A 24,059-nucleotide genomic window follows, 5' to 3' on the forward strand; every position below is an offset into this window, starting at 1 on the left:
TATTTTTTCTCCCTTGACGCTATTCATTCACACATAACGGAATTATTAATCACTTTGCCTCACGATACGGTATAAGTTATATCGATATCATCTCATTAATATTGGTTTATCGATTATTGTTTATCGCTTATAAACGCTAACCGATACGCCTACTACTTTCCAGTAGATTGTAACGAAATCAACCTTAAAACTTAAATAACATGAAGCAATCGCTTTATTTCCTGTACTTACTTCTCAAATAAGTAGGTAAATTGATCAGCTTGGCCAATAGATCAAAGTACAATGTCACAAATAAGACAAATGACATAAACCATATTGCCAAAACATTATACCAATACGTATCAAAAAACTGTCCAAAAAGATACTTTACTGGAGCAAAGAAATGTGTTCTATAGTCCAATGGATGTGCCATATCCTTACGCACAGCATAAATAGGATCTGAATTTTGAATAATACGCTCCTCAAACACCTGTGTTTTATTCAAGGCATCCTCATTTCTAAGTAGTTCTTTCAGTCGATCATTGAAGGTATTTTTCTTCACTTCATAAATCGATGTTTCCTCCGCTGCATACAGTTTTTCTACCTCTACGATACGCTTATCCTTCTCACTCATCGCTTCATTCATCTGATCACTATAATGCATAGAAACATCAAAAAATGATTTTCTTAAAGCGGATACTTGCTCATAGACCAATGGCTGCTTATCCAACAGACCATACAAATGTTGGCGATCTTCTTCTTCATAGTAATCCATCAGTGCGATTTCATTCTTCAGCACCTTCACTTTTTCGTCAATCAATTGAGCCGTTGAATCGTTGTAATCCAAGCTCAGCATCTCTACTTCGTTTAGCAATACCTCCATTGCAGGCTGCCAATACCCTGAGATATAATTGCTCTGACTGATTTTCTGATCCAGGTCAAAGAAATGTTTTTCGTACTCATTGTTCTTGAACTGCTCTACGGTAATTGCTTCATATGCCCAACGAGAACCCATGAAATCTGCAATCATTGGTGTTTTCCCTGGCTCGCTGATGACATTATTCAACTTATCGAAATCAAAAATCAAACCACTCAGAATCATCTGAGGAATCAACAAGATTGGGATCAGGATATATACCGTAATTGCGGAATTGAATGCTGAAGAAATATTCAAGCCAATCATATTGGCATGACAGGATACAGTGAATAGTACAATCCAATACATCACATGCATCCCTTCTATACCTAGTATCCAGTTACCAATCAATACAAAGGTAAACGTTTGTGCTGCCGATAAACCAAAGAGTATAATCAACTTAGACAGCAGGTAACTACTTCTACTTAGGTTTAGGAAGCTTTCCCGCTTCAATATCTTACGATCCTTAATAATCTCCTCTGCGCTGACCGTCATCCCCATAAACAAGGCTACGATAATACAGATCAAAATATATGCTGGTACGTTTTCATTGTACTGGAATACATAAGAATCTTCACCATTAGCGGTATAACGAATCACAATACTCAACATGAAGGCCAACAGAGGGGCTTCCAACATATTGATCAGCATATACTGTGTATTTCTGATTTTGGAACGATAATCTCGAATCGTAAAAATCATCGTCTGCATCAGGCGGTTTTGTATATTCAGGTTCTTAGGAGGTTCTTCTGTTACCTCTTCCACCTCATTTAACTTAAACGTCTCCTGATACACCTGATGCCATTCTGTAGGCGCTACCTTTCGTTTGTTAGTAAACTCCCCGTACTCATCGACCACTTGCCCTTCGATAATATTAAAGAGCTGTTCAGGGTTTACATTACCACACGTACCACACTGTCCACGATCACTGTCCACCTGTCCTGCTGCAGCCTTGAAATAAGTCACTGCCTCAATAGGGTTTCCATAGAAAATAGGATATCCACCCGTATCCATCAACCACATCTTATCAAACATCTTGTAGATGTCAGAAGAAGGCTGGTGAATAACCACAAAAATTAATTTCCCTTTTAAAGAAAGTTCCTTCAAAAGGTCAATCACATTTTCTGAATCTCGGGAAGAAAGTCCGGAAGTAGGCTCATCAACAAACATCACAGCCGGCTCACGGATCAACTCCAAAGCAATATTCAAACGCTTTCGCTGTCCTCCACTAATCAGTTTATTCAGTACGGAACCTACAACAAGGTTAGCAATTCTATCCAATCCCAAGCTTTCCAGAACATTCATCACTTTCTCGTGAAGTTCTTCTTCAGGCATGCCCTTGAAGCATAGCTTGGCATTGTAATACAGGTTTTGATAAACCGTTAATTCCTCAATCAATAAATCATCCTGAGAGATATACCCGATTACACCTTCAATATGTTCCTTGTCCGTATGGATATTATACCCATTGATACGAACCTCTCCTTGTGATGGGGTTTCTAATCCTGCAAGAACATTTAATAGGGTGGTTTTTCCGGCTCCACTGGCTCCCATAATACCAATAAGTCCTCCGGATTTCTCAGCACAGTTGATATTTCTCAACCCCAATGCACCATTTGGAAAACGAAACTCCAAATTATCAGCAACAAAGGATACCTCCTCTATATCGCTATCACTATTATAGGTACTTACCAGGTCACTATAATAAAGTGGTGCTCCTTTTGGTGTTTTAAAGACACTACCAGGGGAGAATAGATTGATCACACTCTTATTGACTAGCTTACTATTCAAATAGATCGAATCTTTCCCTGTGTACTTCGTAAAGTAAAGGTTAACACTCTTGATACGGATAAAGATGATCTCTCCATCCAACAGCCCGGAGTCAATAAACTTAATCTTACTACCTTCTTGAGGTTTTTCATCATCGAAGATAAGGATATCTTCATGGTCCAAAAGGGAAGAATGATCAGCGATCACGAATTTCTCCAACAACTTGAATTCCATTGTAGGAATATTGAAGACATCCGCTACGGTATTAATGATCTCCATGCGTTGAGGGGTAAGCGAACGGTTCGTTGCGACCAACTCCAACAGCTTCACCAACACAATAACCTTCTGCTTCTGAGAAAGCGTCGTATTAATCTTACGGCAGAGCGCCAAAGTACGCACAGAGCTTCTCATACTCACCGTACTTTTTGCTTCTGTTACAACTTCCGGCTTCAAGCCTTCTTTTGCTCTTTTTTTCTCTTCTCGAAGCTTACGCTTTTTCATGCGCTCTTCTTCCTCTTTTGTGAACTCATCATAGAGAGCCACATATTCTTCTACCGTCTTCTTATCCAAATCCTGCTTCAGGAAGCTGATCACGAAATTCCTTTCGGATTCATCACTTCCATCATCCTGACTTGAAATAATAGCAAAAAGTTGCGTTAACGCTTTTAGTATTTCCTCACTCATGGCTTACGTTATCCAACGTGTCTTTAACTAAATCTTAAAAATTTCAAAAGATAGATAGAAGCTACTCTAGCTCTACTACCTTTTTTGTGACGCTTAAAAAATGCTCATGTAAGAAACGATTGCGTCCATATAGCGTCATTAGTATTACCAAGGTAATTGAGTAACACTAACTATAAATATAATGATTCTACCCTTTAATTATTGTACGCAGCTATTTAAAAAGAAAATAATTTCAAGAAAACATAAAAAAAGCGCCTGATCACATCCATTAAAAGATGTGATCAGGCGCCCTAGAAAACCGGCTAGCGGTAGTGTATTTTTATTTAATAAGTGGAAAATTCAAAATCCACCTCTACCAACTCTGAGAATTCCTCTCCTGCTTCTTCCATATCTTCGTCATCCTCGTGGTAGTACCATACTACCTTTGTTCCGTCGACATTTTCTAATTTAGATAGAATATCCAAAATCAGTTTTGAAGAAGCTGTATTGAAGTACTCCAACTTGAAATTGAACACAGTTTCTGTGTTGGCCTCATCCTTGTAGCCGTCCAACCAGCTCAATACCGGACTAAAGAATTCTGCAGAATCCTCCGGCAAAGATCGACCTGAAATCTCAAATACTCCGTTATCTTTATCTAAAACGATTTTTGGTGTATCTTCTGTACCCTCAAGCTTTAAAACATTCATACTTATTTAACTTTATTTCTTGGAACTGTCGTTTTTAGCGAAAAGAATGTAAATGAATCATCTATTGGTTCAAAATCAAAGCAAAGTTTCTCACCTGTCTTTTTAGCCATATCAATGAACCCTAAGCCAGCACCTCCTTTGGGTGAAAGCTCCGTATTTCGAATAACTTGTTTGTAATGTTCTTTTAGACCTTGCTTATCCAACTCATTAATAAATGCAAGCTTCTTGGAGATGTTTTCCACTTCCTCATTCAACACGGGGTTTCCTGAGGTAATCAGATAAGCATCATCCTGCTTGGCAATCATGAATATGGCATTAAGTTCTGCATGTCTGGTTATATTTTGAAGGGTCTCTACCATGACATTAAAAACTTTTCTTTTGGTTCGAGACTCTTCCCCATATGCATCCATGTTTCGTTCTGCCATAGAAAGAACTGACTTAGTAATTTCTTGTGTAAACTCCCCTTCATAGACCAAAATCAGGTCTTTACCAAGCATCGTTTTATGTAAGTCATAGATATATTTCATATGATTTTCTTTTAGGGATTCATTTTCTAGAATGAAAACTTATAACACAATACAGTATGCTCTATACCGATGTATCCATATATATAGCTTCTCCATGGTTGTTGCAAAGCACAAATAGGCTAATACAAGCCAAAGCAATGATATCCTAAAACAAGCAAAAAATATGTATTATTCAAAGAGATATTTTACATATATGGAGGAAAATAGCAATACATTCTTTTAAACGTTGAATCAACTACAATATGATAAATTAATAACAAATAAATAATCAGCTCTTAAGCAGTTTACAACTACCTGCTAACCAGCACGACAACTACTCTACTTTTAGTCCTACCATTAACATATCATCCGTCTGCTTTTGCTCTTTTTTCCATTCTTGCAAATCATTGGATAATGCTTCTCCTTTTTCACCTATCGTGGCATATCGGTAGGTTGTTAGCCGCTCTCTCAAGCGTTTAAGCCCAAATTTCCTATTTTCATCCCCTCCAAATTGATCTGGAATACCATCAGAAAACATATATAGCTCTAAACCGGACTTCCAGGATAACTTATGCTGGGTAAACGACTTTCTGTTTGTGGCATCGCCACCCCCGATCGACATACGATCTCCCTTATATTGCTGTAATATTCCAAGATCAGAATCGTACACATATAACGGTCGATGTGCCCCTGCATATTGTATTGAGCGGTTCTTAAAATCGAATCTTAACAAAGCCGCATCCATTCCATCTTGTGCAGTTGCTTTATGATCCTGTTGCATCACACGTACCACCTCTTCATGAAGTCGATCCAACACGACATTCGCTTCTTCTCCCTCATTGGTTTGCATAATGTAATTCAAGGTAAATGACCCTACCAAAGACATAAAGGCTCCCGGCACTCCATGCCCTGTGCAATCAACCACTGCTACATAAAAAATATCCCCTCGTCTATAGTGCCACAAAAAATCTCCACTAACAACATCTTTAGGCTGAAATAATACAAAAGAGTTTGTAAACTGTTTCTTTAACGACGTTATATCTGGAAGTATTGCCCCTTGGATTCTTTTTGCATAATTAATACTCTCATTTACTTTTCTATTTTTCATCAACAACTCCAATTCCGTTTGCTTTCGCACCGTCACATCATGCGCGACAAACAAGACAGACTCCAGCTCAGCCCATTCATTAAACTCCGGAATAGTAACCAAATGCATGATACGATCTCCTTCCGAGGTTGGAAAGGTAAACTCTGTATCCTGTTTTTCTTTTTCTTGTTTTACCTTCTCCAATACATACTGTAAATGCGTCACCACTGGATCAGGAAATAATCCTTGATTCAGGTTTGTCCCTATCAAAAAAGTCTGAGGTTGTTGCATATACTGCCGTACAGCAGGGTTTACATAAAACAAGACTCCCTCCAGGTTTACTCTTAAGATCAAATCTGGAGAATTTTCAGAAAGGGCCTGCATTTGATCCCTCATTCTTCGCTCTTTTGCCGCTCTTCTCTCTTCTGTGATATTACGCGCATTGATTACTATTCCCTGAACTGCGGCATCTGCCAACAAGTTTGTCCCTTTGGTCTCCAACCAAATCGTTCCTCCATCTTTTAGCAAGCACTCAAACTTAATCGCCATGCTTTCTTCCTGATTCATTTGCACCACAACATCCAGAAACTCCTTCATCCGTCCACGGCTATCCTCATGGGTGAAATCAAGTAGTGACTTCCCATCTATTTCTTTTTTGCTATACCCCCACATACTACGTACAGAAGGGCTACTGTACTTCACGACACCTTGCTCATTCAAAATGATAATCACTTCAGCAGCATTTTCCAGCAATAGCTGCATACGCTTTTGAGAGTTCCTTGCTTCCGAAATCTTATCATTCAATTGCTGATTAATTGTTTTCAACTCCCTTTGTGTATGCTCCATTTGGCTGGCATTATCCTGTAACACTAGCTGTTGCTGCTTCATTTCTCCACTCATCTTTTGGGACTCCTGCCACAAATGATACGTACGTTCATTCATCCGAATATTATGGATAGACCGCGCAATAATCACACTCAGCTCTTCCACCAATTCTATGTCCTCCTCCCTGAATACCTGAAAACTCCCTAATTCTAATACACCATACACCACCTGCTCTGACACCAATGGCACAATCATAATGTTTCGGGGTTTTTGCATTCCCAGAATTCCTGAAACAATTCTGGTATAATTATCCGGAACTTCTGTTCTAAGCAACGTGCTCTGCTCTATAGCAGACTGTCCCACTAAACCTTCTCCAAACTTAAAAGCGGTCTGCATGAACTTCCTTTTTCCATAGGCATGACTAGCAACCATTCTAATCTCCTGACCTTCATGCTTTTTAAGACCATACTGCCCTTCTCTTTCCTCTCCTTCCACCACATAAAATGCCGAAATCAATGCTTGTGTCTTCTGACATAAGAAAGCAGTGACCTGTTGTCCCACTTCCTCCAACCCTTGATGATTCCTCAAGATTTCTCCCACCTCTGTCACTCCCGACATCACCCATCCTCGCTTCGTATCTTCCTGTTCCGACTTCTGTATACTGTCCCTCATAGCCAACAAGGCATTCCCCAACAAGTCTTCCTCACTCAAAGGATTATAATGCATGGAATACCTACCTTGCTCAATATCCCCCGCAAACTGCACCGTTCGCTCCATGGCCTGTACTACTTCTTTCAACGCTAAGGTCATCTCCCCAATCTCATCAGCTCCTGCATCTTCTATTTTAGCTGGAAGAATCCCTCTGGAAAGTAGCTTCAGTTTAGATTTTAAGGATTGTATTGGTTGTGTCAGATATTGAGAGAAGATAACGGCAATCAGGGTAGAGATTAATATAATGACAAAAGAAGAGACAATAAACATGAATACTAATCCATCCAAGCCATGCTGAATCTCGTCATAGTCCATCTTGACCACCAACCCCCACTTAACAGAGGGTATAAAATCAGCGTAAGCGAGTGTTTTCACTCCCCTATAGTCTATATCAAAACCAAAGTCACCTTTACTGCCATTGACTGCTCGCTTAGCGGCTTCATTATTGGGAGAATCAAACAGAATATCATCCAAAGGTCCCATGGCGTCATGGTAAGTATCATTAATAAAAGTGAGCATACTTTTATGCTTACGAAACAGCTGCACTTCTCCTGAACTTCCCAACCCTGTTCTATTCTCAACAATCGGAAAGATATGTTTACTAAGATTAACCAAGATTGCCACATACCCTAGCTTTACTCCTTTCGTCTTAATCAAAGGAGAAAGCACATACATATACACATCCTTATCTACCTCAAATGGAGCTGAAAAATATAGTTCTTCATCCCCTTGATTAATGCATTTATAGAGGTCTTTATTTCTCTCTCCTTGAATTAACGAAGACGGAAAACGATAAGTGGTATACAGTACTTTTCCTAAATGGTCTATCAATACAATATTCTGATACCCATTGACACTCTTCTTCATCAACAATTCATAGTACAAAGATTTATTCAACTCATAATAAGCTGGATCTTTGAACGATGGTAATGCTCTCAATTGTTTTACCCCATTTACAATAAGTCGGGATTTAGACATATAAATGATATCGGTAGAAATTCTCTTAAAATAATTATCGATCTGTTCCACCTTGGTATTACCAATCACCTTAAAAGTGTCTGAGTATTTCTCTTCTACAGACTCCTTGGATTTGATATAGGAAAGATAACTGATCGCTAATACAGAGAGCATCACTCCTATCAATACCACCAGTATAATCTTTGTTCTTATCCTGAGTTTTCTGAATGACATTATGGGTTAATTAGGGTTATTAGTATAGTAGTAAAGATTGAATCTCTCACTTGATATATGTTGATCACTTACTATTGATAAGCGATCAATGGTATACAGTTCCGTAGATAATGACAGGTTTTTCCTGAGACCATATCATATACTTCAACAACAGTAATGACTTATTTATTGGGCTGCTGCTTGAAAAGTCATCGTGTCCCAAAACACTGCGGTATCTTCCAACACGAGAATAGTATCTTGTGTAACTCCAGTAAATGTCCCCACTTCCAATACTGCGACTACTTGAGCATCCTGATTTTTGATAGGAATAATAGTAAGATAAGATGGAGGAGTACTTCCTATTCCAGAAACTACTTGCATAGTACCCTCCGGTAGCTTACCTGTTTGCAAGACCTCTCCTGTTAATGCCACTTGCCCTACCATTCCGTCCCCTAACGTATATTGTATATCCTTGATCGCCTTACCGTAATACGCATAGGTTGCTACTGGAGACAGTACTTCTTCATTCAACTTATATAACACCCCAACACTAGCCTCTAAATAGTCACAAAAAAGGTTCAAACAATCCCTATAGGTACTTTCCGGATCCTGTAAAAGCTTTTCCCAGTGTTTGCGAAATATCTCTTGTTTACTATTTTCTGTTTCCCCAGCCACCTCCACAGGAGCTTTCTGCCCCTCAGGATATATAAATCGAGTCACATACTCCACATTCTTCTTTCCTTCCCGCCCAAGTACACTCGACAACTGGTACAAAAAGATAAATAACAGGAACAAATTGATATACAAAAGTTGAAAAGTAGGAGACACAACTTCTATCGCTTCTTTGCGGGTGGCTACATCTGAAATCCCTACGGCACTTAAAAGCATCGTTGGCATTTCGTGTAATTCTATCATTACATATACGGAAAGCACTACCAAGAATAAACCCAATACCGGTTGAAGCACAACAGGATATACTAGTCTCAGTAAAAAACCAACGAGTATCAGCTCTGTAAACCACATCCAATTCCTATAAATCTGCATGGAGGTTTCATTCCACTCCGTCCCACTCAAACTCAACAACACTTGAAAGATATCAGGTAGGGCATGTATCAGCAGCAAGGTAGCAGTAAGCATGACCAAAGGTAAAAGGACAAGTGCTAGCAGCAACTTTTTTTTCATATGTGGGTTTAGGTTAATCAAGGGTTAATATTCTCTCTACAACTCCTTACAGGGGTGCCTGTAGAGATCCTCTAATTACATCTTCTCATGCAAAAAGAATTATACTGTCAATTTGATAAGCAAGTCAATAATCTCCTTGTATGATAATGTATAATCAATCTCTGCATGTTTTGCTGCCGCTTTCGGCATAGTATTCATACTACACTCTTCTGGGTCCTGAATTACCGTCGTACCTCCTTTCTCTTTCACCCAATACATTCCCTCAGCCCCATCATCATTAGCTCCCGAAAGTAAGATTGCCAGTAACCCTTCTCCATAAGCATAAGCAGCTGTCTCAAAAGTAACGTCAATAGAGGGTCTCGAATTGTTCACCAACTCATCTGTTGATAAAGAAATACAATCATCCTGCTCCACGCACATATGATAATTGGAAGGTGCCAGATAAACAATCCCTCCTTGTATCTTTTCCTTATCCATCGGTTCTCTCACTTCCTTTGCACTCCGAATCGATAACGCCTCTACAAATCCGTGTCTCACAGTTTTCAAACGATGCAAACATAAAAACACAGGCAAAGAAAAGCCTCTAGGTAAAGCCTCCAGCAACTCATTAATGGGCTGGAAACTACCTGCTGACCCGCCGATCACTACTGCCTGGTACTTTTTATGTGCTCGATTTCTTCCCATGACCTTTCCTTGGTCTTATCCTTTAATCTCTTACTTTCTTATAAATCTTCTCCTCGTTATTAACAACGACAAACTTATTCGCAATATCACACCATATCAGAGATTCCTTAGATCCTATAATAAGGTTGCCAAAGCGAAACAGACTTCCATGTAACTTTTTCAACACATCATTCTGTAAAACCTGATTGAAGTAAATCATCACATTTCTACACAAAACCAAATCAAATTTAGCAAAAGAAGCATCTTTCACTAAGTCATGCTTACGAAAAGAAATGTTTTGCATCAGTCGAGGGTCTATAACAGCCATCCCTCCCTTTTCTGTAAAGTAACGATCCAGTGTATGTACTCCTCCACTCTTCTCATAGTTCTCCTGATTTAAGGCCATGGTCTTCAAGGCCATTTCCCCTTTCTTGGCTTTACTAATGATAGCAAGATCAATATCAGTCGCAATAATGTTAGCTTTATCCAGGGCATTAAGCTCGTCCAACATAATAGCCATAGAAATCACTTCCTCTCCAGAAGAGCATCCTGCGTGCCATATATTTATACGACGATGTTCGTCCAACTGCTCTGGTAAAATCGTATCCCTTAACTCTTTCCAGAAGCTAGGATCCCTAAACATTTCTGTCACGTTCACAGTAATCTCGGATACAAATTCCTGAAAAAATGTTGGGTCTTTTTTTAGCTTATGAATAATATCATCCACCGACGTATAACGGTAAATCTCCATTAAGCGCTTGATACGCCTCCTAAAAGAAGACATCGCATAATTACTAAAATCATAATGAAAGGTTTCCTCAATAAATCGGGTTAGTTTCTCTATCTCATAAACCTCTAACTCTTCTATAAACATTGGTGAATAGCTGTTTTTAAGTCTTATTTTAAAAAAGTCTACCATTTCACTGGCTCCATCGGTGTCCCACTCCACAATGCGTTAACATGCATTAATAATAAATAGGTTTTGAAAGGTAATTTAAAATTTTCAAAAAAAAGTATGTAACATATTATTTTTAGCATACAATCTCTAAAAATCATACATCCTTTCAGCAACCTCGTTTTATAGAAATAATTTCTATCCTAGGTAACAATCAAAACAAAAAACCTTTATCAAAGTAAAATCCATCTACTTTAATAAAGGCTTCTACCTTTAACTCTCTAAGAAGATTCCTCTCCCTTTTGTACTATCTTTTCTTTCTGATAACGTATGTTTTTGATCCTGTAGGACAAGTCGAATGTCTGGCAACTGACTCGTATTTAGCTCTCTGTCGCTTTTGGTATTTTGCATTAGCCTTTTGATAAGATGAACAAGAACTCATGCCTAAACTCAACAAAAAACCGATTAGAATGGTAAAAAGGTATCCTCTCATTATCTCGTTATTTTTAAGAAACAAATCGTCTTAGTATCACTCCTTTGTTTCTCATAAATGGTCAATAGTTTTAGAAATAGCAGCTTCTTTTCAATAAATCCATTTAGAGAACTTATTGCTTAAGAGCATATTTGGAATTGTAATTCAGAAGTATCTTACTCAAGGCAATATTCCAAATGCGCTTATTATTTATCAAAAAGAATGCCGTAAATGTTTTTCGACTATTCCTTTTCCTTTCTATTCAAAAGAAAAACAGCATTAACATAACGAGCTATCAATTACAAATGATATATCACTTGTCATTTTTTTTAAATAAAAAATATGGCGAACATTTTTTTTATTTTTCAAAAAGCTATCCCACCTGTAGTTGCACCCGTTCTGCGGCATAATAAAAATGATCAATACACTCCTTCAACTCTTCAAAGTGTACCAAAAAACCATCATGTCCATAAAGGGACTCCAGCTCATGGTAGGTCGCTGACGGAATATGTTCCGCAATCAGTCTTTGCTCATTCACCGGGAATAAAACATCACTAGAAATACCAATGATCAACGTCTTTGCTTTGATACTTTTCAACGCCTTCTGCAGTCCTCCCCTGCCTCTTCCGACATGGTGTGCATCCATCGCTTTTGACAACACCCAATAAGAATAGGCATTAAAGCGTTCTACTAATTTATCTCCTTGATAACGCTGGTAGCTAGACGCTTTATAATTATCCAGTTGCTCTTCCTGCTTATCCGTTTGTGTCTGACTGTAAGTCTCATAATGCCTGTAAGAAAGCATTGCAATAGCTCTAGCAGCTCTTAAGCCATTTTGGCCTGCATCTTCTCTATTCTCATACCAGGTAGGGTCCGCTTGCAAAGCCAAACGTTGCGACTCATTAAATGCAATACCCCATGGAGAATGCTGAGCATTACTCGCTACCACGATAAGGTTTTCAAACAAATCAGGACACTGAATAGACCATTCCAAGGCTTGCTGTCCTCCTAAAGACGCACCTATTAACGTGTCAATATGCCCAATCTCTAACGACTCTCTCAATAGGTTTAAGCTACGGGCAATGTCTTTAATCGTAACCTGAGGAAAATCATGAAAATAAGGTTTTCCTGTTTTGGGATTAGTGGACAGTGGTCCCGTACTTCCATAACAAGAACCCAGAACATTGGCGCAAATCACAAAATGTTCTTTCTCATTATATAATTTTCCTTTTCCAAATAAGCCATTCCACCACTCCTTCACATCAGCATTGCCGGTCAGTGCATGACACACCCAAACGATTTTCACACCTTCTTTCAACTCCCCCATTGTATTATATTCCAGTTCAAAACCAGGAAGAACTTCTCCTGACTCTAGAATAAAATCTTCTGTATGTTTATAGGTATGTACCTTCATTCCTCCAATATTTACCTTTTTAGTCATCATCACCATTTTTTAAATTCTGAATACCGTTAAAATTATTTGGTTTGTTGCACCTGAGTCTATCACGTGTTTTTATCAAACATCGACCTACTCAACAGCATAAACCTATCAATGGGATTTGAACCAATCTTTACATAAAAAAACAGACGGGGGTTCACCGTTACGGGTATAGTATTCATAAGTATTTTCCAGTTTATATTTCCTAAAATGACTAGGCCAGGAATTAGCACCTTTCCAAGTTGGGGGTTGCCAGAGGGTCATCAAGCCTGCTCTCTTACCTCTTCTGTATAAACCAATTATATGCACTAACAAAAAGTTATTGACTCCTTGCTATGCAAATTTAAGGGCCGTAAATCAGAAACTTAGAATCCTGTTCTAATTTATATTTCCATTATTCATTCTTTTACTGGGTATTTTTTCTACAAATCATCTAATCGATAAAATACTTGCGATTTTGCCATCAATACCCCTCTCAATTTTATAATTTAGCAACTTCTGAGCAGTCTCTTTTGAGGGGTGCTCAACCAATAAAGAAAAAACATTCATCGACCCTTTGAGTTAGAATTGAAAACACATTAACAACAAACCAACATATATATGTCATCTATTCTGGATTTAGTCGGCAATACTCCTTTGGTGGAAATCAAACACCTGAATCCCAACCCAAATGTTAAGCTATTCGGTAAGTTAGAAGGTCAAAATATTGGAGGAAGTGTCAAAGATCGTCCCGCAGCCAATATGATCAAGAAGGCGATGGAAAGAGGAGAGCTTAAGCCGGGTATGAAACTCGTCGAAGCCACTAGTGGTAATACAGGAATTGCTTTAGCCATGATTGCCAGTGCCCTGGATATCGAGATCGAATTGATTATGCCTGAGCACGCAACTGCCGAACGTATTAAGACCATGCAGGCCTATGGAGCAAAAGTGATTCTCACGCCTTCCAGTGCGTCTATGGAGGGAGCCATTGACTTGGCAAGAGAAAAAGCAGCCACAGGAGAGTATCTTATGCTCAATCAGTTTGGCAACGAAGACAACTTTATGGCTCACTACCATAGCACAGGACCAGAGATCTGGAAAGACACCCAAGGGAAAGTAACCCACTTTGTTTCGGCTATGGGTACTACAGGTACTATTATGGGGGTATCCAAGTATCTTAAGGAGCAAAATGAAAATATTCAAATTGTCGGCACACAACCTACGGAAGGCTCACGCATTCCAGGTATACGAAGATGGCCTAAAGAATATCTTCCAACTATCTTTGACCCGACTCGTGTGGATCGCATTATTGATGTTTCTCAGGAGGATGCCACCACTATGGCCAAACAACTCGCTAAAGAAGAAAGTATTTTCTCGGGCATGAGTAGTGGAGGAGCCGCTATAGCTGCTTTACAGTTGGCTAGGGAAATTGAGGAAGGAGTGATTGTCTTTATTGTATGTGACCGAGGTGATCGATATCTTTCGTCTTCTTTGTTTGAGAAATAATCTCAGCAGCGTTTGTTCATACTGTTTAATTGAGCTTCGCTCGTTCATAATGTTTAGTTGTTGAATTTAGGTCTTTTTCATAGAAAATAAAAAGCCTTATAGCTACTCGAAACACTATTCTTTTGTAGACCCTTGCCGTGAGGCAAGGGTCTACATTACTCCATTTCAATAGAAAATTATTTTTATGAAAAGGTCTTGTAGCGTAAGCAGACTTAACAATAAACTCAACTAAACATCATGAACGAGCGAAGCTCAATTAAACAACATGAACAAATCATTCTCCCTTGATTTTGCCGTACTCTTCTTTCTTCGCCTTTAAGGCTTCCTTGAGAAAGTGGGCCGTCCCAACCGTTGTGAAGACCTCCCTATCCATAACTAAATCATAATGGACATCCGTTTCTCCCGAAAGCATTTGAATGAAACGCTCTCTTTTCGCTCCTTGTTCTCTTATCGTTTTTCGGGATTCGTCCAAGGTAATATTTTGCTTTTGAGCAAGTGCATGTATACGATACTCCAAATCACCTACCAGCCTCACGTTTAATACATTGGGAATTTTCTGTCCATAAAACCCTGCCCCTCTACCAACAAAAATTACATTCCCTCTCTGCATATAAGCATCAATTACTCCTCTCAAGGCCTTAAAAAGTGCCTCATCTTTATCATAAGCATCAAAAGCTTTTAATATTTGATCAATCACTCCTGGGTTAGCAGTACTGATTTCAGTCACCTTATCTGTATTGAGCTTAAGTTCTTTGCCAACTTGCCGAATCACTTCACTATCCACAATCTCCCATTGCTTATGATTATCCGATAATGTCTTATCAGCATTCAATAACTCCATCAAAGACAAAGCTACGCCCATTGCATCACAGCCATAATCCCTGCTGATCGCCACAGCAAAACCATTGCACTTCAGAAAGGGAGGGCGATTGACCTGTTCCTCCTCAAAGTAATGCTGAAAATATTCATAGGTAAGTGATTCCATAATGACTCTGTATTGGGTTTTATAATATGATTTTATATCTCAATTTGATTCAATTCAACAACTTTAAGATTCTCCTAACTTAATGACTGCATAGGAGCGAATTAAAGCATACCAAGTAGTGTCTGCATCATTCCAATCAATCACTTGTTGATAATACCTGTTTGCTAAAGGAATATCACCTTCTTCCTCCGCAATTCTAGCATATAAGTAAATTGTCAAAACATCCTGTTGATCTGCAGTACCCAATGATGTCTTTGCCTCCTGATACATCGTTTTACGCATCCGTACATAAGCCTCTAGTTGCTTTAAACGATTGCTCCATTCATCATTGGAATATAGACTTACCTCATAAGTATATTGCTTTAGCAAACGATCTGTCTCCTCGTATTCTTTCTGTATGGCTGTCGCAAGAATTCGACATTGAAATTGTTTCATTTTCAGGTCAAGTTCCATCGCTGCATCCACTTGATGCCCCTCTATATGCTCATCAACTACCTCAATATATTCCTTTGCCTGAAGCATCTCCCCCCTGAATATACATATCAATGCCATGTCTAGTAGTATATCCGCCGAGGTACCCTTCAAACCTAACTCTTCCGCTTTGGCCTTTGCATCCGACAACCCTTTCAACGCTTTATCATATTTGTTTTCGTAAAGATAAGAATCACCTATAGCTTTCAGGTGCCATACTATATTGTAGGGTTCCCTGGTCATGGACAAGGCACTATTTAATACCACCCTTGCTTCTGTATACCGTCCTTGAAAAAGCATACATTGTGCAATCTTGTGCTGTGCATGGTCAAATTTATCGTTGAGTACTATGGCTTGCTCATACGCTTTGATTGCCTTATCCAACTGCCCGGTTTTTCGATAAAAATCTCCTAACGTATCAAATGGCTTTGCCGTATTAGGCAATAGTGCTGCATATTTTCGAAATGCTTTTTCTGCACTTGCGATATGTCCCTGATATTGATAAGAATACCCTAAGGCATTATAATTTAAGGTATACACAGAATCTATGGCAATCGATTTATGAAGAGTCTCTATACTTCTCTTGTAGTCTTTGGTTTGAAAGTAAGCGTATGCCAAGCTATTCAGGATACGCTTATCTTTAGGTATTCGTTCTGATAGTTTTTCCCAACATTCAATCGATTTCTTATACTCTCCATGATATCCCCAATAAGAGGCCTCTATCATCATACCTTCACTTTCCGTCACCTTTTCCCTTAAGTTCATCGCTTTATTCACATAAAACAATGCCTCTTCTTTGGACGGTGAACACCAAGCAGTATACAGGTACGCCAAGGCAAAGCTCGAATCTGTCTCAATCGCTTCTTTGAAAAAATACCTTGCTTCTACCAATTGAACTAACTCAAAAAGGGAGCGCCCATTTTCAAATATCTCTAATGCTGCCTGACTGGATGCCGTAATAGGCATCTCTCCTTCCGAAGCAGGAAGCACCTCGGTATGGTGCTGCTTCTCTTGTTTTGACTGTTTTTCACAAGCCATTAAAAGCAGAAGAAACAAACAGTACCAACAACATCTTTGTAAATAGAAAAATGGAGTCTCCTTACCACTCATAGATTACTGAATTTCACACTGAAACAAACAAAGTAGAGTATACTGTGGGATAACATAATTACTTCCTTTCTCGTTTCATTTCATTAACAATCACTCTTTCCTGTAAAACAACTTAAACGTTAAGGTCAACTCATAGAGTACCTTCAGTTCATCATAGTCTGTTTTCATTTCCTGTCCTGCATAGGCTACTGAGAAATTGGATGCCCCACTCCTGAAAACTTCATTTTCTTCTGGATTAGGAAACACCACAAAGTCCAATACAGGACTCAATCGTTCAGGGTTACTCGCAAAAGTGATACTTCTCAAGTTGGATAGGGCAAATGGGGCAAATAAATCCAATACATGGATTTGAAAACCCACGGAAAGGATGCGGTTTATATTCCAATCAACTCCGGTACTTACCCCTGCCGTTACTCCTGTACGATTTTCTTTATAAGGAATAGGGATAGCAAAACTTGAGTCAGACAATTGCCGAGGGGTAATGACACTATCCATTACATATCCCATCTCAGCATTTCTTAGACTTGACAAGAAATCTCTGGAGTTAAAATCCGACCCTGGATTAAATCCATCAATACGTACTTCTGTATAGATCCAAGATAAAGAGGCACATACATAGGGATTTATCTTACGAAACGGGAGGATATTTGCCCTTGTCACTACACTAAAACTATGTAGAAAGTACCTAACGTTATTTTCTGGAGAGGTGGTAATCGAAAAGAAATATCGCTCATCTACTGACTGAAAAACATCTCTAAAGTTAACAGCGGAGTAATCATCTACATACCCTGTTCTCATATAGCGTAGCCCTATCCCTAATGTATTAGATACATTGCCTATCACCTGAGCAATACGCTGATAATTGGGTTCTTCTGAGAATCCAGGACTAAGTCCAAAAGTGACATCTATTAATTTTTTATCCTGAGCCAGAGTCAAATGACTAAATAGTGTACTTATAAAGACACACAGAAGCATCCATCTGTATGTAGAAAGATAAGTTCTCATTTTTGGGTTTTGATAATAGTAAAGAAGACGTTAGCGCTTGTTGATATTCTTTCACTGAACTGTACTCGTTCGTGATGCTTCGTTGACGTAGTTTAACTATAGTGTTTAATGTTAATCCTGTCGCTGTCTACCGGATAATATACAGTTTAGAGACGCCATGTAATGGGTTATCGCTTATCGTTTATAAACAATAAGCGATAACCAATAAACTCACATCATGCGACAGCTTCAATCTTAACTACTATGGCTAATAAGAAGTTAATGAAAATTTTGAAACCGGTGTTTATTCCAGCACTATGGGTTTCTGAATCCTCGTCCTACAGACCGTGTCTGAGACGAGGATCTACATGTATTTTGAATTAAAAGTTTCTCATTAAAATTACTTTTAACTCGCTAATAAGTTAAAGATTTCTTCCATACGCTGTACTAGTGATCGGGTTTTCAAGCCATAGTTATTCGCCATGATCGTAAATACCCACTCTTTTCCGCTAGCCGATTTGATGATACCAGCATAGCACTTCACTCTTTTTACAGTACCACTTTTTCCAAAAACCCTTCCGTGAGCAGTCTCTCCTTTACACAAATACTTAAAGGTCCCCGACTCACCACTTACCGCTAAAGATTCAAAGAAGGCATCATATTCTTCTGAATACTTCATTTTAAGAATAATCTGGGACATCAACGCCGGGGGAACCGCATTAAAGCGAGACAAGCCGCTGCCATCCTCCATAAAGAATCCATTTAAGGATAAGCCTTGACTTTCCCAGTACTCCTCTACTGCCTCAGCTCCCGCAGCGGTGGTTCCTTCGTTCTTCTTTTGATATCCAATCATTTTAAGCATCACCTCAGCAAATAGATTAACACTCTTCTGATTGGTTTCTTTCACAATCTCATGCAATGGAGCACTCTGCACTTCGGACAAGGTCGTTAGCTCAGTTGGGGTTAACTCCGGTGACAGTCTACAGGTCGTTGGTTTTCCTTCTATGGAAATACCCTTCTTAATCAGTAAATCATGTAATGTCCATGCCGCCCAAAATGCAGGATCAGGAACTGAGCCCTTGATCTTGAAACGATCACGATAAGGGGTGATTGTTCCCCTCAGATACTTCTCATAAGAGTACGGGCTACCATAAATGTAAGCATTATCTCCAGAACCTACTTTTCCACCAACCACTTCATTAAAGAATGTAATTTGAGGTACTTGTGGCTCCACCCCTACCACTTTGGTCGGCATGCCTGGCCCTTTAGAAGAAAAATACAAGGCGTATTGATTTTCGTTAAACGACAATCCACTCGCTCCTGTACCGTAGTAGTTTCCTAAATCCTGCCATACCCAGGTGGAAGGGACCTGTTGCGTTGCAAAGATGCGTGCATCTCCTACTACCGCCCCATTGATCTTTTGAATCCCCAAAGAATCCCAGTTGATCAGGGCCAAATCCATAGAGTCCAATTGAGGGTCTCCCCCTCCTATCAAGTACAGGTTTCCATTTAAAACACCATTGGCATCTATACTTCCATCAGTAGCTATCGTTGTTTTAAAGCGAAAATCCGCTCCCAATATTCTTAAGGCAGTACTCGTTGTCACCAACTTCATCACAGAAGCTGGCGCCATCGCTTCTTCACTCCTGTAACTCATGACTTCCTTTCCGGTACTAGCATCCCAAATGCTCATACCCAATGCCGCCCCTTGCATTTTCTTTTCTTGTTGTAATGCTTTTAATTCCCTTTTTACGGTATTCATCAAATCTTCCTCTTCATTAAAAAGAGAAAATGCCGATAAGATCAAAAAAGGAGAGAGTAATAGGATAACTCTGATCAGTTTCATAGTATTCGTTTAAATAGTTTAAGTACATCTTTTCTTAAGTGAATCCAATTCCTGATTTTGTACTTATATAAAAAGTGATAGAAAAAATGTACATTTGCTATAAGTTATTTATAATAAAATATATTATCTAATATCATTCATTGGTTTTACAGGATTCTTGCAAGGAATACTCACTAAAACCATAGTCGTGTATTGTAGAGTTTATTTAAACGCATAGAACATTTGATAGAAAAGGTTATCAATCTCGAAGGAGTCTCTCTTGTAGATTTCCTGGGAGTCGAAAATGAAAATATAAAGGAAATCTCTACCGCTTTCCCTAAAAGCAAAATTATTTCCCGAGGAAATGAAATTCGTATTCAAGGGAGTGGTCCTGAGATTATTAAAATTAATAATGCCTTCAATGAACTACTGGCACATTACCGTAAATACGGAAAGATCACTACTGACAATGTGCTGGACTACCTAGAAACCAACGTTAATAAAGAGGACTTAAATCTGAAGGACGAAATTGTACTTTACGGCGCCAAAGGGGTAGCCATACGTCCTAAAACCTCTAATCAGAAACAGTTGGTGGAGGCCGCAAATAAAAATGACCTCGTCTTTGCGATTGGTCCTGCCGGTACGGGTAAAACCTACGTGGCTGTTGCCTTAGCAGTAAAAGCACTGAAAAACAAACAGGTCAAGCGCATCATTATTACTCGTCCAGCCGTAGAGGCAGGAGAAAGTCTAGGATTCTTACCCGGTGATCTAAAAGAAAAGGTGGATCCATACCTTCGTCCGATTTATGATGCACTGGATGATATGATTCCCTCAGAAAAATTAAACTTCTACCTGGAAAATCGCATCATTGAGATTGCTCCCTTGGCTTATATGCGTGGACGTACGTTGAATAATGCTTTTATCTTATTGGATGAAGCTCAAAATACTACTCCTATGCAAATGAAGATGTTCCTAACACGTATGGGAGCTGATTCCAAAATGATTGTCACTGGAGATACTTCACAAATTGACCTTCCTCCTAGAGTGAAGTCTGGATTGGTAGAAGCTACGCACATTCTGAAAAATACAGACGGGATTCGTATTATTCACCTTAGTGGAAAAGATGTTATCCGCCACCGATTGGTGAAAAATATTATTGCAGCTTACAAACAGGCTGCAGATGATGGGAAGACGAGAGTTCCGGAAGATAATGCGTAAATGATTTGAAGGAAGGGCAACCACAAGGATCGCCCTTCCTTCAAATCATTTACATAGATTACTCAAGGGGAACTAATAAATCCCCCTTACCATATCACTACAACCTACTTATCCAATAACACTATGCGCCTCATCAGAAGCATTACCCCTCCGCTGATATTTGCCACTACCTGTGCCCTGATAGAGACGACTGAATACCTTCTTGATTTTGAGTTTCACTTCCTTGGTTTGCAACCCGGAGAGCGTCGTGGTATTCTGGGTATTTTCCTGCACCCATTTCTGCATGGAGACATACAGCACCTGGTCTCTAATATGGTGAGCTTCGTATTTCTATGCAGTAGTATTATTTTCTTTTTTCCAGCCATCTCCCGAAAGGTCATTCTTAGTATTTATATTATCACGGGAGTAGGTGTATGGTTTTTGGGACGCTCCAATGCAGTGCATATAGGAGCCAGTGGTGAGATCTACGGATTTGCTGCCTTTTTATTTTTCTTCGGGATCTTTCGGAACAACCCCAGTTCTTTAGTCATATCCCTTATTATTGCCCTGCTTTACAATGGAATGCTCTATGGAATATTACCGGCACAGCCCGGTGTATCCTGGGAATCTCATCTTATGGGAGGCTTTAGTGGCCTGATCGTTGCCTATTATTTTCGGAATTACCAAACAGAAGCTTTTCAGCATATCACCACCAAAGTGGAAGATATTATTTTTGAAGGGTACGAAAATATAGAAACCGAACAGTACAAATACACGTTTGTATCCAAGGAAGCAAGCAAAAAAAAACATCAACCACCAAAGCCATCCCAATAGGCTTTGTCTAACGTATTGCACACAATGAAAGCAACGAACAAGACGCCAAACAAACTAATTCACGAAGATAGCCTTTACCTGCAACAGCACGCCTATAACCCCGTACAGTGGTACCCTTGGGGAGAAGAAGCTTTGCAGAAAGCCAGAAAAGAAAATAAACCAATCATTGTCAGTATAGGCTACTCTTCTTGTCACTGGTGCCACGTCATGGAACGGGAGTGTTTTGAAAACCAGGAGTTGGCACAACTGATGAATACCCATTATATCTGCATTAAAGTCGACCGAGAAGAACGTCCGGATATTGATCAAATTTATATGGAAGCAATACAGGTGATGGGAATCAACGGTGGCTGGCCTCTCAACGTATTCCTTACTCCAGAGACCAAGCCTTTTTATGGGGGAACCTATTTTCCTTCCAAACATTGGAAGCAGTTACTCACTCAAGTTGCTGAGGCCTTTGACAAGCATAGAGATCAGCTAGAAGCTTCTGCCGTAAAGTTTGAGGAAGTAATCCAGCGTAGCGAACTAGATAAATACGAATTACACCAATCAGACAAGACCTTTTCCAAAGATACCTTGGAGCAGATGTACCAACAGCTCTCTGAGAAGTTTGATACGCTCAAGGGTGGGATAGACAAAGCACCTAAATTTCCAATGCCTACTATTTGGTCTTTTCTATGCCGATACTATGATGTATCCAAAAATGCAGAAGCACTAAAGCAATTGCAACTGACACTAAAGCAAATGGCCTATGGAGGAATTTATGATCAAATTGGTGGAGGTTTTGCCCGTTATTCTGTAGATGGACAATGGTTTGCTCCTCACTTTGAGAAGATGCTTTACGACAATGCACAGCTAGTTTCCTTATATGCTGAGACTTATAGTATAACACAGAACATGTTATACAAACGTATTGTTGATGAAACAATCACTTTTCTGGGACGAGAAATGCAGGCTCCACACGGAGGGTTTTATTCTGCCCTGGATGCCGATACCGAAGGAATCGAAGGACGTTTCTATAGCTGGACCTATGAGGAGTTAAAATCAATCCTGCCAGAAGAAGAATTGGAAAATTTCTGTTTACTATATCAGGTGACTCAAGAGGGTAACTGGGAGCAAGGATATAATATTCTTCACCGAAAGTGGTCCACGAAGAAATTTGGAAAAGAAGTAGGGATCAGTACCCATGAAGCAGATCAAAAAATTAGCCAATGGAAAGGCTTATTACTTAAAGCCCGTAATCAAAGAGAGTTTCCGGGGCTAGATAAAAAAATCATCACTTCCTGGAATGGATTAATGGTCAAAGCCTTGGCCGATGCTTATAATGCAACAGGGGCGCCTAAATACCTACAAATGGCCAAACGAACGGCTTCCTTCATTTTGGATCACCTTATGCTAGATGATGGGCAACTATGGCATGTTTTTCATCATGAGCAAGGAAGCATCAAAGGGTACCTAGAAGACTATGCTTGTGTCATTCAAGGTTTTATTACCTTATACCAAACTTGTTTTGATACTATATGGCTTGAAAAAGCAGAGTTACTTACTTCCTATACCCTAAAACATTTCTATAATCAGGAAGAGGGCATGTTCTACTTCACCGATGCACAGGGAGAAGCTCTGATAGCCCGAAAAATGGAACTATTTGACAATGTCATTCCTGCATCCAATTCCATCATGGCCATGAATCTTTACTTCCTAGGAGCTTTCCTGGAAAAGCCTGCTATGAAAGAAATTAGTCAGGAAATGCTCGGAAAGGTCAATAAAATGCTAGTCAAAGACGTTCAATACTTATCTAACTGGGCTAGTTTGTACTCTTACCAACTATCTACCATGGCCGAAGTCGTGATTGTCGGAAAACAGCTTACGGCCTTTTCCCAAGGGATTATGCAGGAATTTTTGCCTAATAAAATTGTCATAGGAAGTACGCAAGCAAGTGATACACTCCCTCTTCTAAAGGGCAGAACGGCAATCAATGATCGTACAACTGTTTACGTATGTCGTAATAGCAACTGTCAACTTCCTGTACATTCTTTGGCGGAAGCCTTGAAAAATATTAAAGGAGGTAGTGGTCATAAAAATATATAGTTACTTCCTATAACCTGAGAGACGTCACTTACTCTCAGGTTTATTACAACCTCCGACCCCAAAAGCATACAGCACTGTAATTTGATATGATTAATG

At 39.3% G+C, this 24,059-nt stretch carries 17 protein-coding genes and 1 riboswitch; of the genes, 4 read left to right on the forward strand and 13 right to left on the reverse strand.

Annotation, left to right across the window (positions count from 1 at the left end):
• Positions 1 to 214: 214 nt before the first annotated feature.
• The 9 genes from ABD985_RS12460 to ABD985_RS12500 form a co-directional block, all read right to left on the reverse strand.
• Positions 215 to 3,349 (reverse strand): ATP-binding cassette domain-containing protein, encoded by a 3,135-nt coding sequence (locus ABD985_RS12460; protein ID WP_345372216.1) that lies wholly within the window; start codon positions 3,347 to 3,349, stop codon positions 215 to 217.
• Between the two features lie 323 nt (positions 3,350 to 3,672).
• Positions 3,673 to 4,035 carry a DUF1987 domain-containing protein gene (locus ABD985_RS12465; RefSeq protein WP_345372217.1) on the reverse strand — a complete coding sequence of 121 codons (363 nt, stop codon included), beginning with the start codon at positions 4,033 to 4,035 and terminating at the stop codon, positions 3,673 to 3,675.
• 2 nt (positions 4,036 to 4,037) lie between these two features.
• Positions 4,038 to 4,562 (reverse strand): SiaB family protein kinase, encoded by a 525-nt coding sequence (locus tag ABD985_RS12470; protein ID WP_345372219.1) that lies wholly within the window; start codon positions 4,560 to 4,562, stop codon positions 4,038 to 4,040.
• A 313-nt stretch (positions 4,563 to 4,875) separates the two neighbouring features.
• On the reverse strand, positions 4,876 to 8,355 hold the full coding sequence (locus ABD985_RS12475; protein ID WP_345372221.1) for a PAS domain S-box protein: 3,480 nt from the start codon (positions 8,353 to 8,355) through the stop codon (positions 4,876 to 4,878).
• A gap of 165 nt (positions 8,356 to 8,520) precedes the next feature.
• Positions 8,521 to 9,516 (reverse strand): GAF domain-containing protein, encoded by a 996-nt coding sequence (locus ABD985_RS12480; protein WP_345372223.1) that lies wholly within the window; start codon positions 9,514 to 9,516, stop codon positions 8,521 to 8,523.
• A gap of 99 nt (positions 9,517 to 9,615) precedes the next feature.
• A complete protein-coding gene (locus ABD985_RS12485; RefSeq protein ID WP_345372225.1) occupies positions 9,616 to 10,200 on the reverse strand; it encodes a chemotaxis protein CheB in 585 nt (194 codons plus the stop codon).
• 22 nt (positions 10,201 to 10,222) lie between these two features.
• On the reverse strand, positions 10,223 to 11,053 hold the full coding sequence (locus ABD985_RS12490) for a CheR family methyltransferase (RefSeq protein WP_345372227.1): 831 nt from the start codon (positions 11,051 to 11,053) through the stop codon (positions 10,223 to 10,225).
• Between the two features lie 294 nt (positions 11,054 to 11,347).
• Entirely contained in the window at positions 11,348 to 11,485 is a 138-nt protein-coding gene (locus ABD985_RS12495) for a hypothetical protein (protein ID WP_345372228.1), read from the reverse strand.
• A 434-nt stretch (positions 11,486 to 11,919) separates the two neighbouring features.
• Positions 11,920 to 12,987, reverse strand: a complete 1,068-nt coding sequence (locus ABD985_RS12500; protein ID WP_345372370.1) for a homoserine O-acetyltransferase family protein — start codon at positions 12,985 to 12,987, stop codon at positions 11,920 to 11,922.
• Positions 12,988 to 13,177: 190 nt separating this feature from the next.
• Positions 13,178 to 13,281, reverse strand: a riboswitch (SAM riboswitch).
• A 303-nt stretch (positions 13,282 to 13,584) separates the two neighbouring features.
• Between ABD985_RS12500 and cysM the strand changes: the two genes are divergently transcribed.
• The gene (gene cysM / locus ABD985_RS12505; RefSeq protein WP_345372230.1) at positions 13,585 to 14,469 is read left to right on the forward strand and encodes a cysteine synthase CysM; all 885 of its coding nucleotides are present in this window, start codon (positions 13,585 to 13,587) and stop codon (positions 14,467 to 14,469) included.
• A 274-nt stretch (positions 14,470 to 14,743) separates the two neighbouring features.
• On the opposite strand, the gene ABD985_RS12510 is transcribed toward cysM, so the two are convergent.
• The 4 genes from ABD985_RS12510 to dacB all read right to left on the reverse strand — a co-directional run bounded on the left by ABD985_RS12510 (position 14,744) and on the right by dacB (position 19,865).
• A complete protein-coding gene (locus tag ABD985_RS12510; protein WP_345372231.1) occupies positions 14,744 to 15,454 on the reverse strand; it encodes a cytidylate kinase-like family protein in 711 nt (236 codons plus the stop codon).
• A 63-nt stretch (positions 15,455 to 15,517) separates the two neighbouring features.
• Entirely contained in the window at positions 15,518 to 17,035 is a 1,518-nt protein-coding gene (locus tag ABD985_RS12515; RefSeq protein WP_345372232.1) for a tetratricopeptide repeat protein, read from the reverse strand.
• Between the two features lie 90 nt (positions 17,036 to 17,125).
• Positions 17,126 to 18,040 (reverse strand): hypothetical protein, encoded by a 915-nt coding sequence (locus ABD985_RS12520; protein WP_345372234.1) that lies wholly within the window; start codon positions 18,038 to 18,040, stop codon positions 17,126 to 17,128.
• A gap of 385 nt (positions 18,041 to 18,425) precedes the next feature.
• Positions 18,426 to 19,865 carry a D-alanyl-D-alanine carboxypeptidase/D-alanyl-D-alanine endopeptidase gene (gene dacB, locus ABD985_RS12525; protein WP_345372236.1) on the reverse strand — a complete coding sequence of 480 codons (1,440 nt, stop codon included), beginning with the start codon at positions 19,863 to 19,865 and terminating at the stop codon, positions 18,426 to 18,428.
• A 222-nt stretch (positions 19,866 to 20,087) separates the two neighbouring features.
• Between dacB and ABD985_RS12530 the strand changes: the two genes are divergently transcribed.
• The 3 genes from ABD985_RS12530 (at position 20,088) to ABD985_RS12540 (ending at position 23,963) form a co-directional block, all read left to right on the forward strand.
• Entirely contained in the window at positions 20,088 to 21,062 is a 975-nt protein-coding gene (locus ABD985_RS12530; protein ID WP_345372237.1) for a PhoH family protein, read from the forward strand.
• Positions 21,063 to 21,185: 123 nt separating this feature from the next.
• Entirely contained in the window at positions 21,186 to 21,875 is a 690-nt protein-coding gene (locus ABD985_RS12535; RefSeq protein WP_345372239.1) for a rhomboid family intramembrane serine protease, read from the forward strand.
• A 24-nt stretch (positions 21,876 to 21,899) separates the two neighbouring features.
• Complete coding sequence (locus tag ABD985_RS12540; RefSeq protein WP_345372241.1) at positions 21,900 to 23,963, forward strand: thioredoxin domain-containing protein; 2,064 nt, start codon at positions 21,900 to 21,902, stop codon at positions 23,961 to 23,963.
• Positions 23,964 to 24,059: the final 96 nt, after the last annotated feature.

This window comes from Algivirga pacifica, from assembly GCF_039543525.1.
In the GTDB taxonomy this organism is placed as follows: Bacteria; Bacteroidota; Bacteroidia; order Cytophagales; family Flammeovirgaceae; genus Algivirga; species Algivirga pacifica.

Excerpts from the sequence above, each read along its gene's own strand:
- ABD985_RS12460 (WP_345372216.1), bottom strand. The coding sequence starts at position 3,349 with ATGAGTGAGGAAATACTAAAAGCGTTAACGCAACTTTTTGCTATTATT.
- ABD985_RS12500 (WP_345372370.1), bottom strand. The coding sequence starts at position 12,987 with ATGACTAAAAAGGTAAATATTGGAGGAATGAAGGTACATACCTATAAA.
- ABD985_RS12485 (WP_345372225.1), bottom strand. The coding sequence starts at position 10,200 with ATGGGAAGAAATCGAGCACATAAAAAGTACCAGGCAGTAGTGATCGGC.
- ABD985_RS12540 (WP_345372241.1), top strand. The coding sequence starts at position 21,900 with ATGAAAGCAACGAACAAGACGCCAAACAAACTAATTCACGAAGATAGC.
- dacB (WP_345372236.1), bottom strand. The coding sequence starts at position 19,865 with ATGAAACTGATCAGAGTTATCCTATTACTCTCTCCTTTTTTGATCTTA.
- ABD985_RS12490 (WP_345372227.1), bottom strand. The coding sequence starts at position 11,053 with ATGTTTATAGAAGAGTTAGAGGTTTATGAGATAGAGAAACTAACCCGA.
- ABD985_RS12465 (WP_345372217.1), bottom strand. The coding sequence starts at position 4,035 with ATGAATGTTTTAAAGCTTGAGGGTACAGAAGATACACCAAAAATCGTT.
- ABD985_RS12510 (WP_345372231.1), bottom strand. The coding sequence starts at position 15,454 with ATGGAATCACTTACCTATGAATATTTTCAGCATTACTTTGAGGAGGAA.
- ABD985_RS12515 (WP_345372232.1), bottom strand. The coding sequence starts at position 17,035 with ATGAGTGGTAAGGAGACTCCATTTTTCTATTTACAAAGATGTTGTTGG.
- ABD985_RS12535 (WP_345372239.1), top strand. The coding sequence starts at position 21,186 with ATGCGCCTCATCAGAAGCATTACCCCTCCGCTGATATTTGCCACTACC.
- ABD985_RS12475 (WP_345372221.1), bottom strand. The coding sequence starts at position 8,355 with ATGTCATTCAGAAAACTCAGGATAAGAACAAAGATTATACTGGTGGTA.
- ABD985_RS12520 (WP_345372234.1), bottom strand. The coding sequence starts at position 18,040 with ATGAGAACTTATCTTTCTACATACAGATGGATGCTTCTGTGTGTCTTT.
- ABD985_RS12470 (WP_345372219.1), bottom strand. The coding sequence starts at position 4,562 with ATGAAATATATCTATGACTTACATAAAACGATGCTTGGTAAAGACCTG.
- ABD985_RS12495 (WP_345372228.1), bottom strand. The coding sequence starts at position 11,485 with ATGCAAAATACCAAAAGCGACAGAGAGCTAAATACGAGTCAGTTGCCA.
- cysM (WP_345372230.1), top strand. The coding sequence starts at position 13,585 with ATGTCATCTATTCTGGATTTAGTCGGCAATACTCCTTTGGTGGAAATC.
- ABD985_RS12480 (WP_345372223.1), bottom strand. The coding sequence starts at position 9,516 with ATGAAAAAAAAGTTGCTGCTAGCACTTGTCCTTTTACCTTTGGTCATG.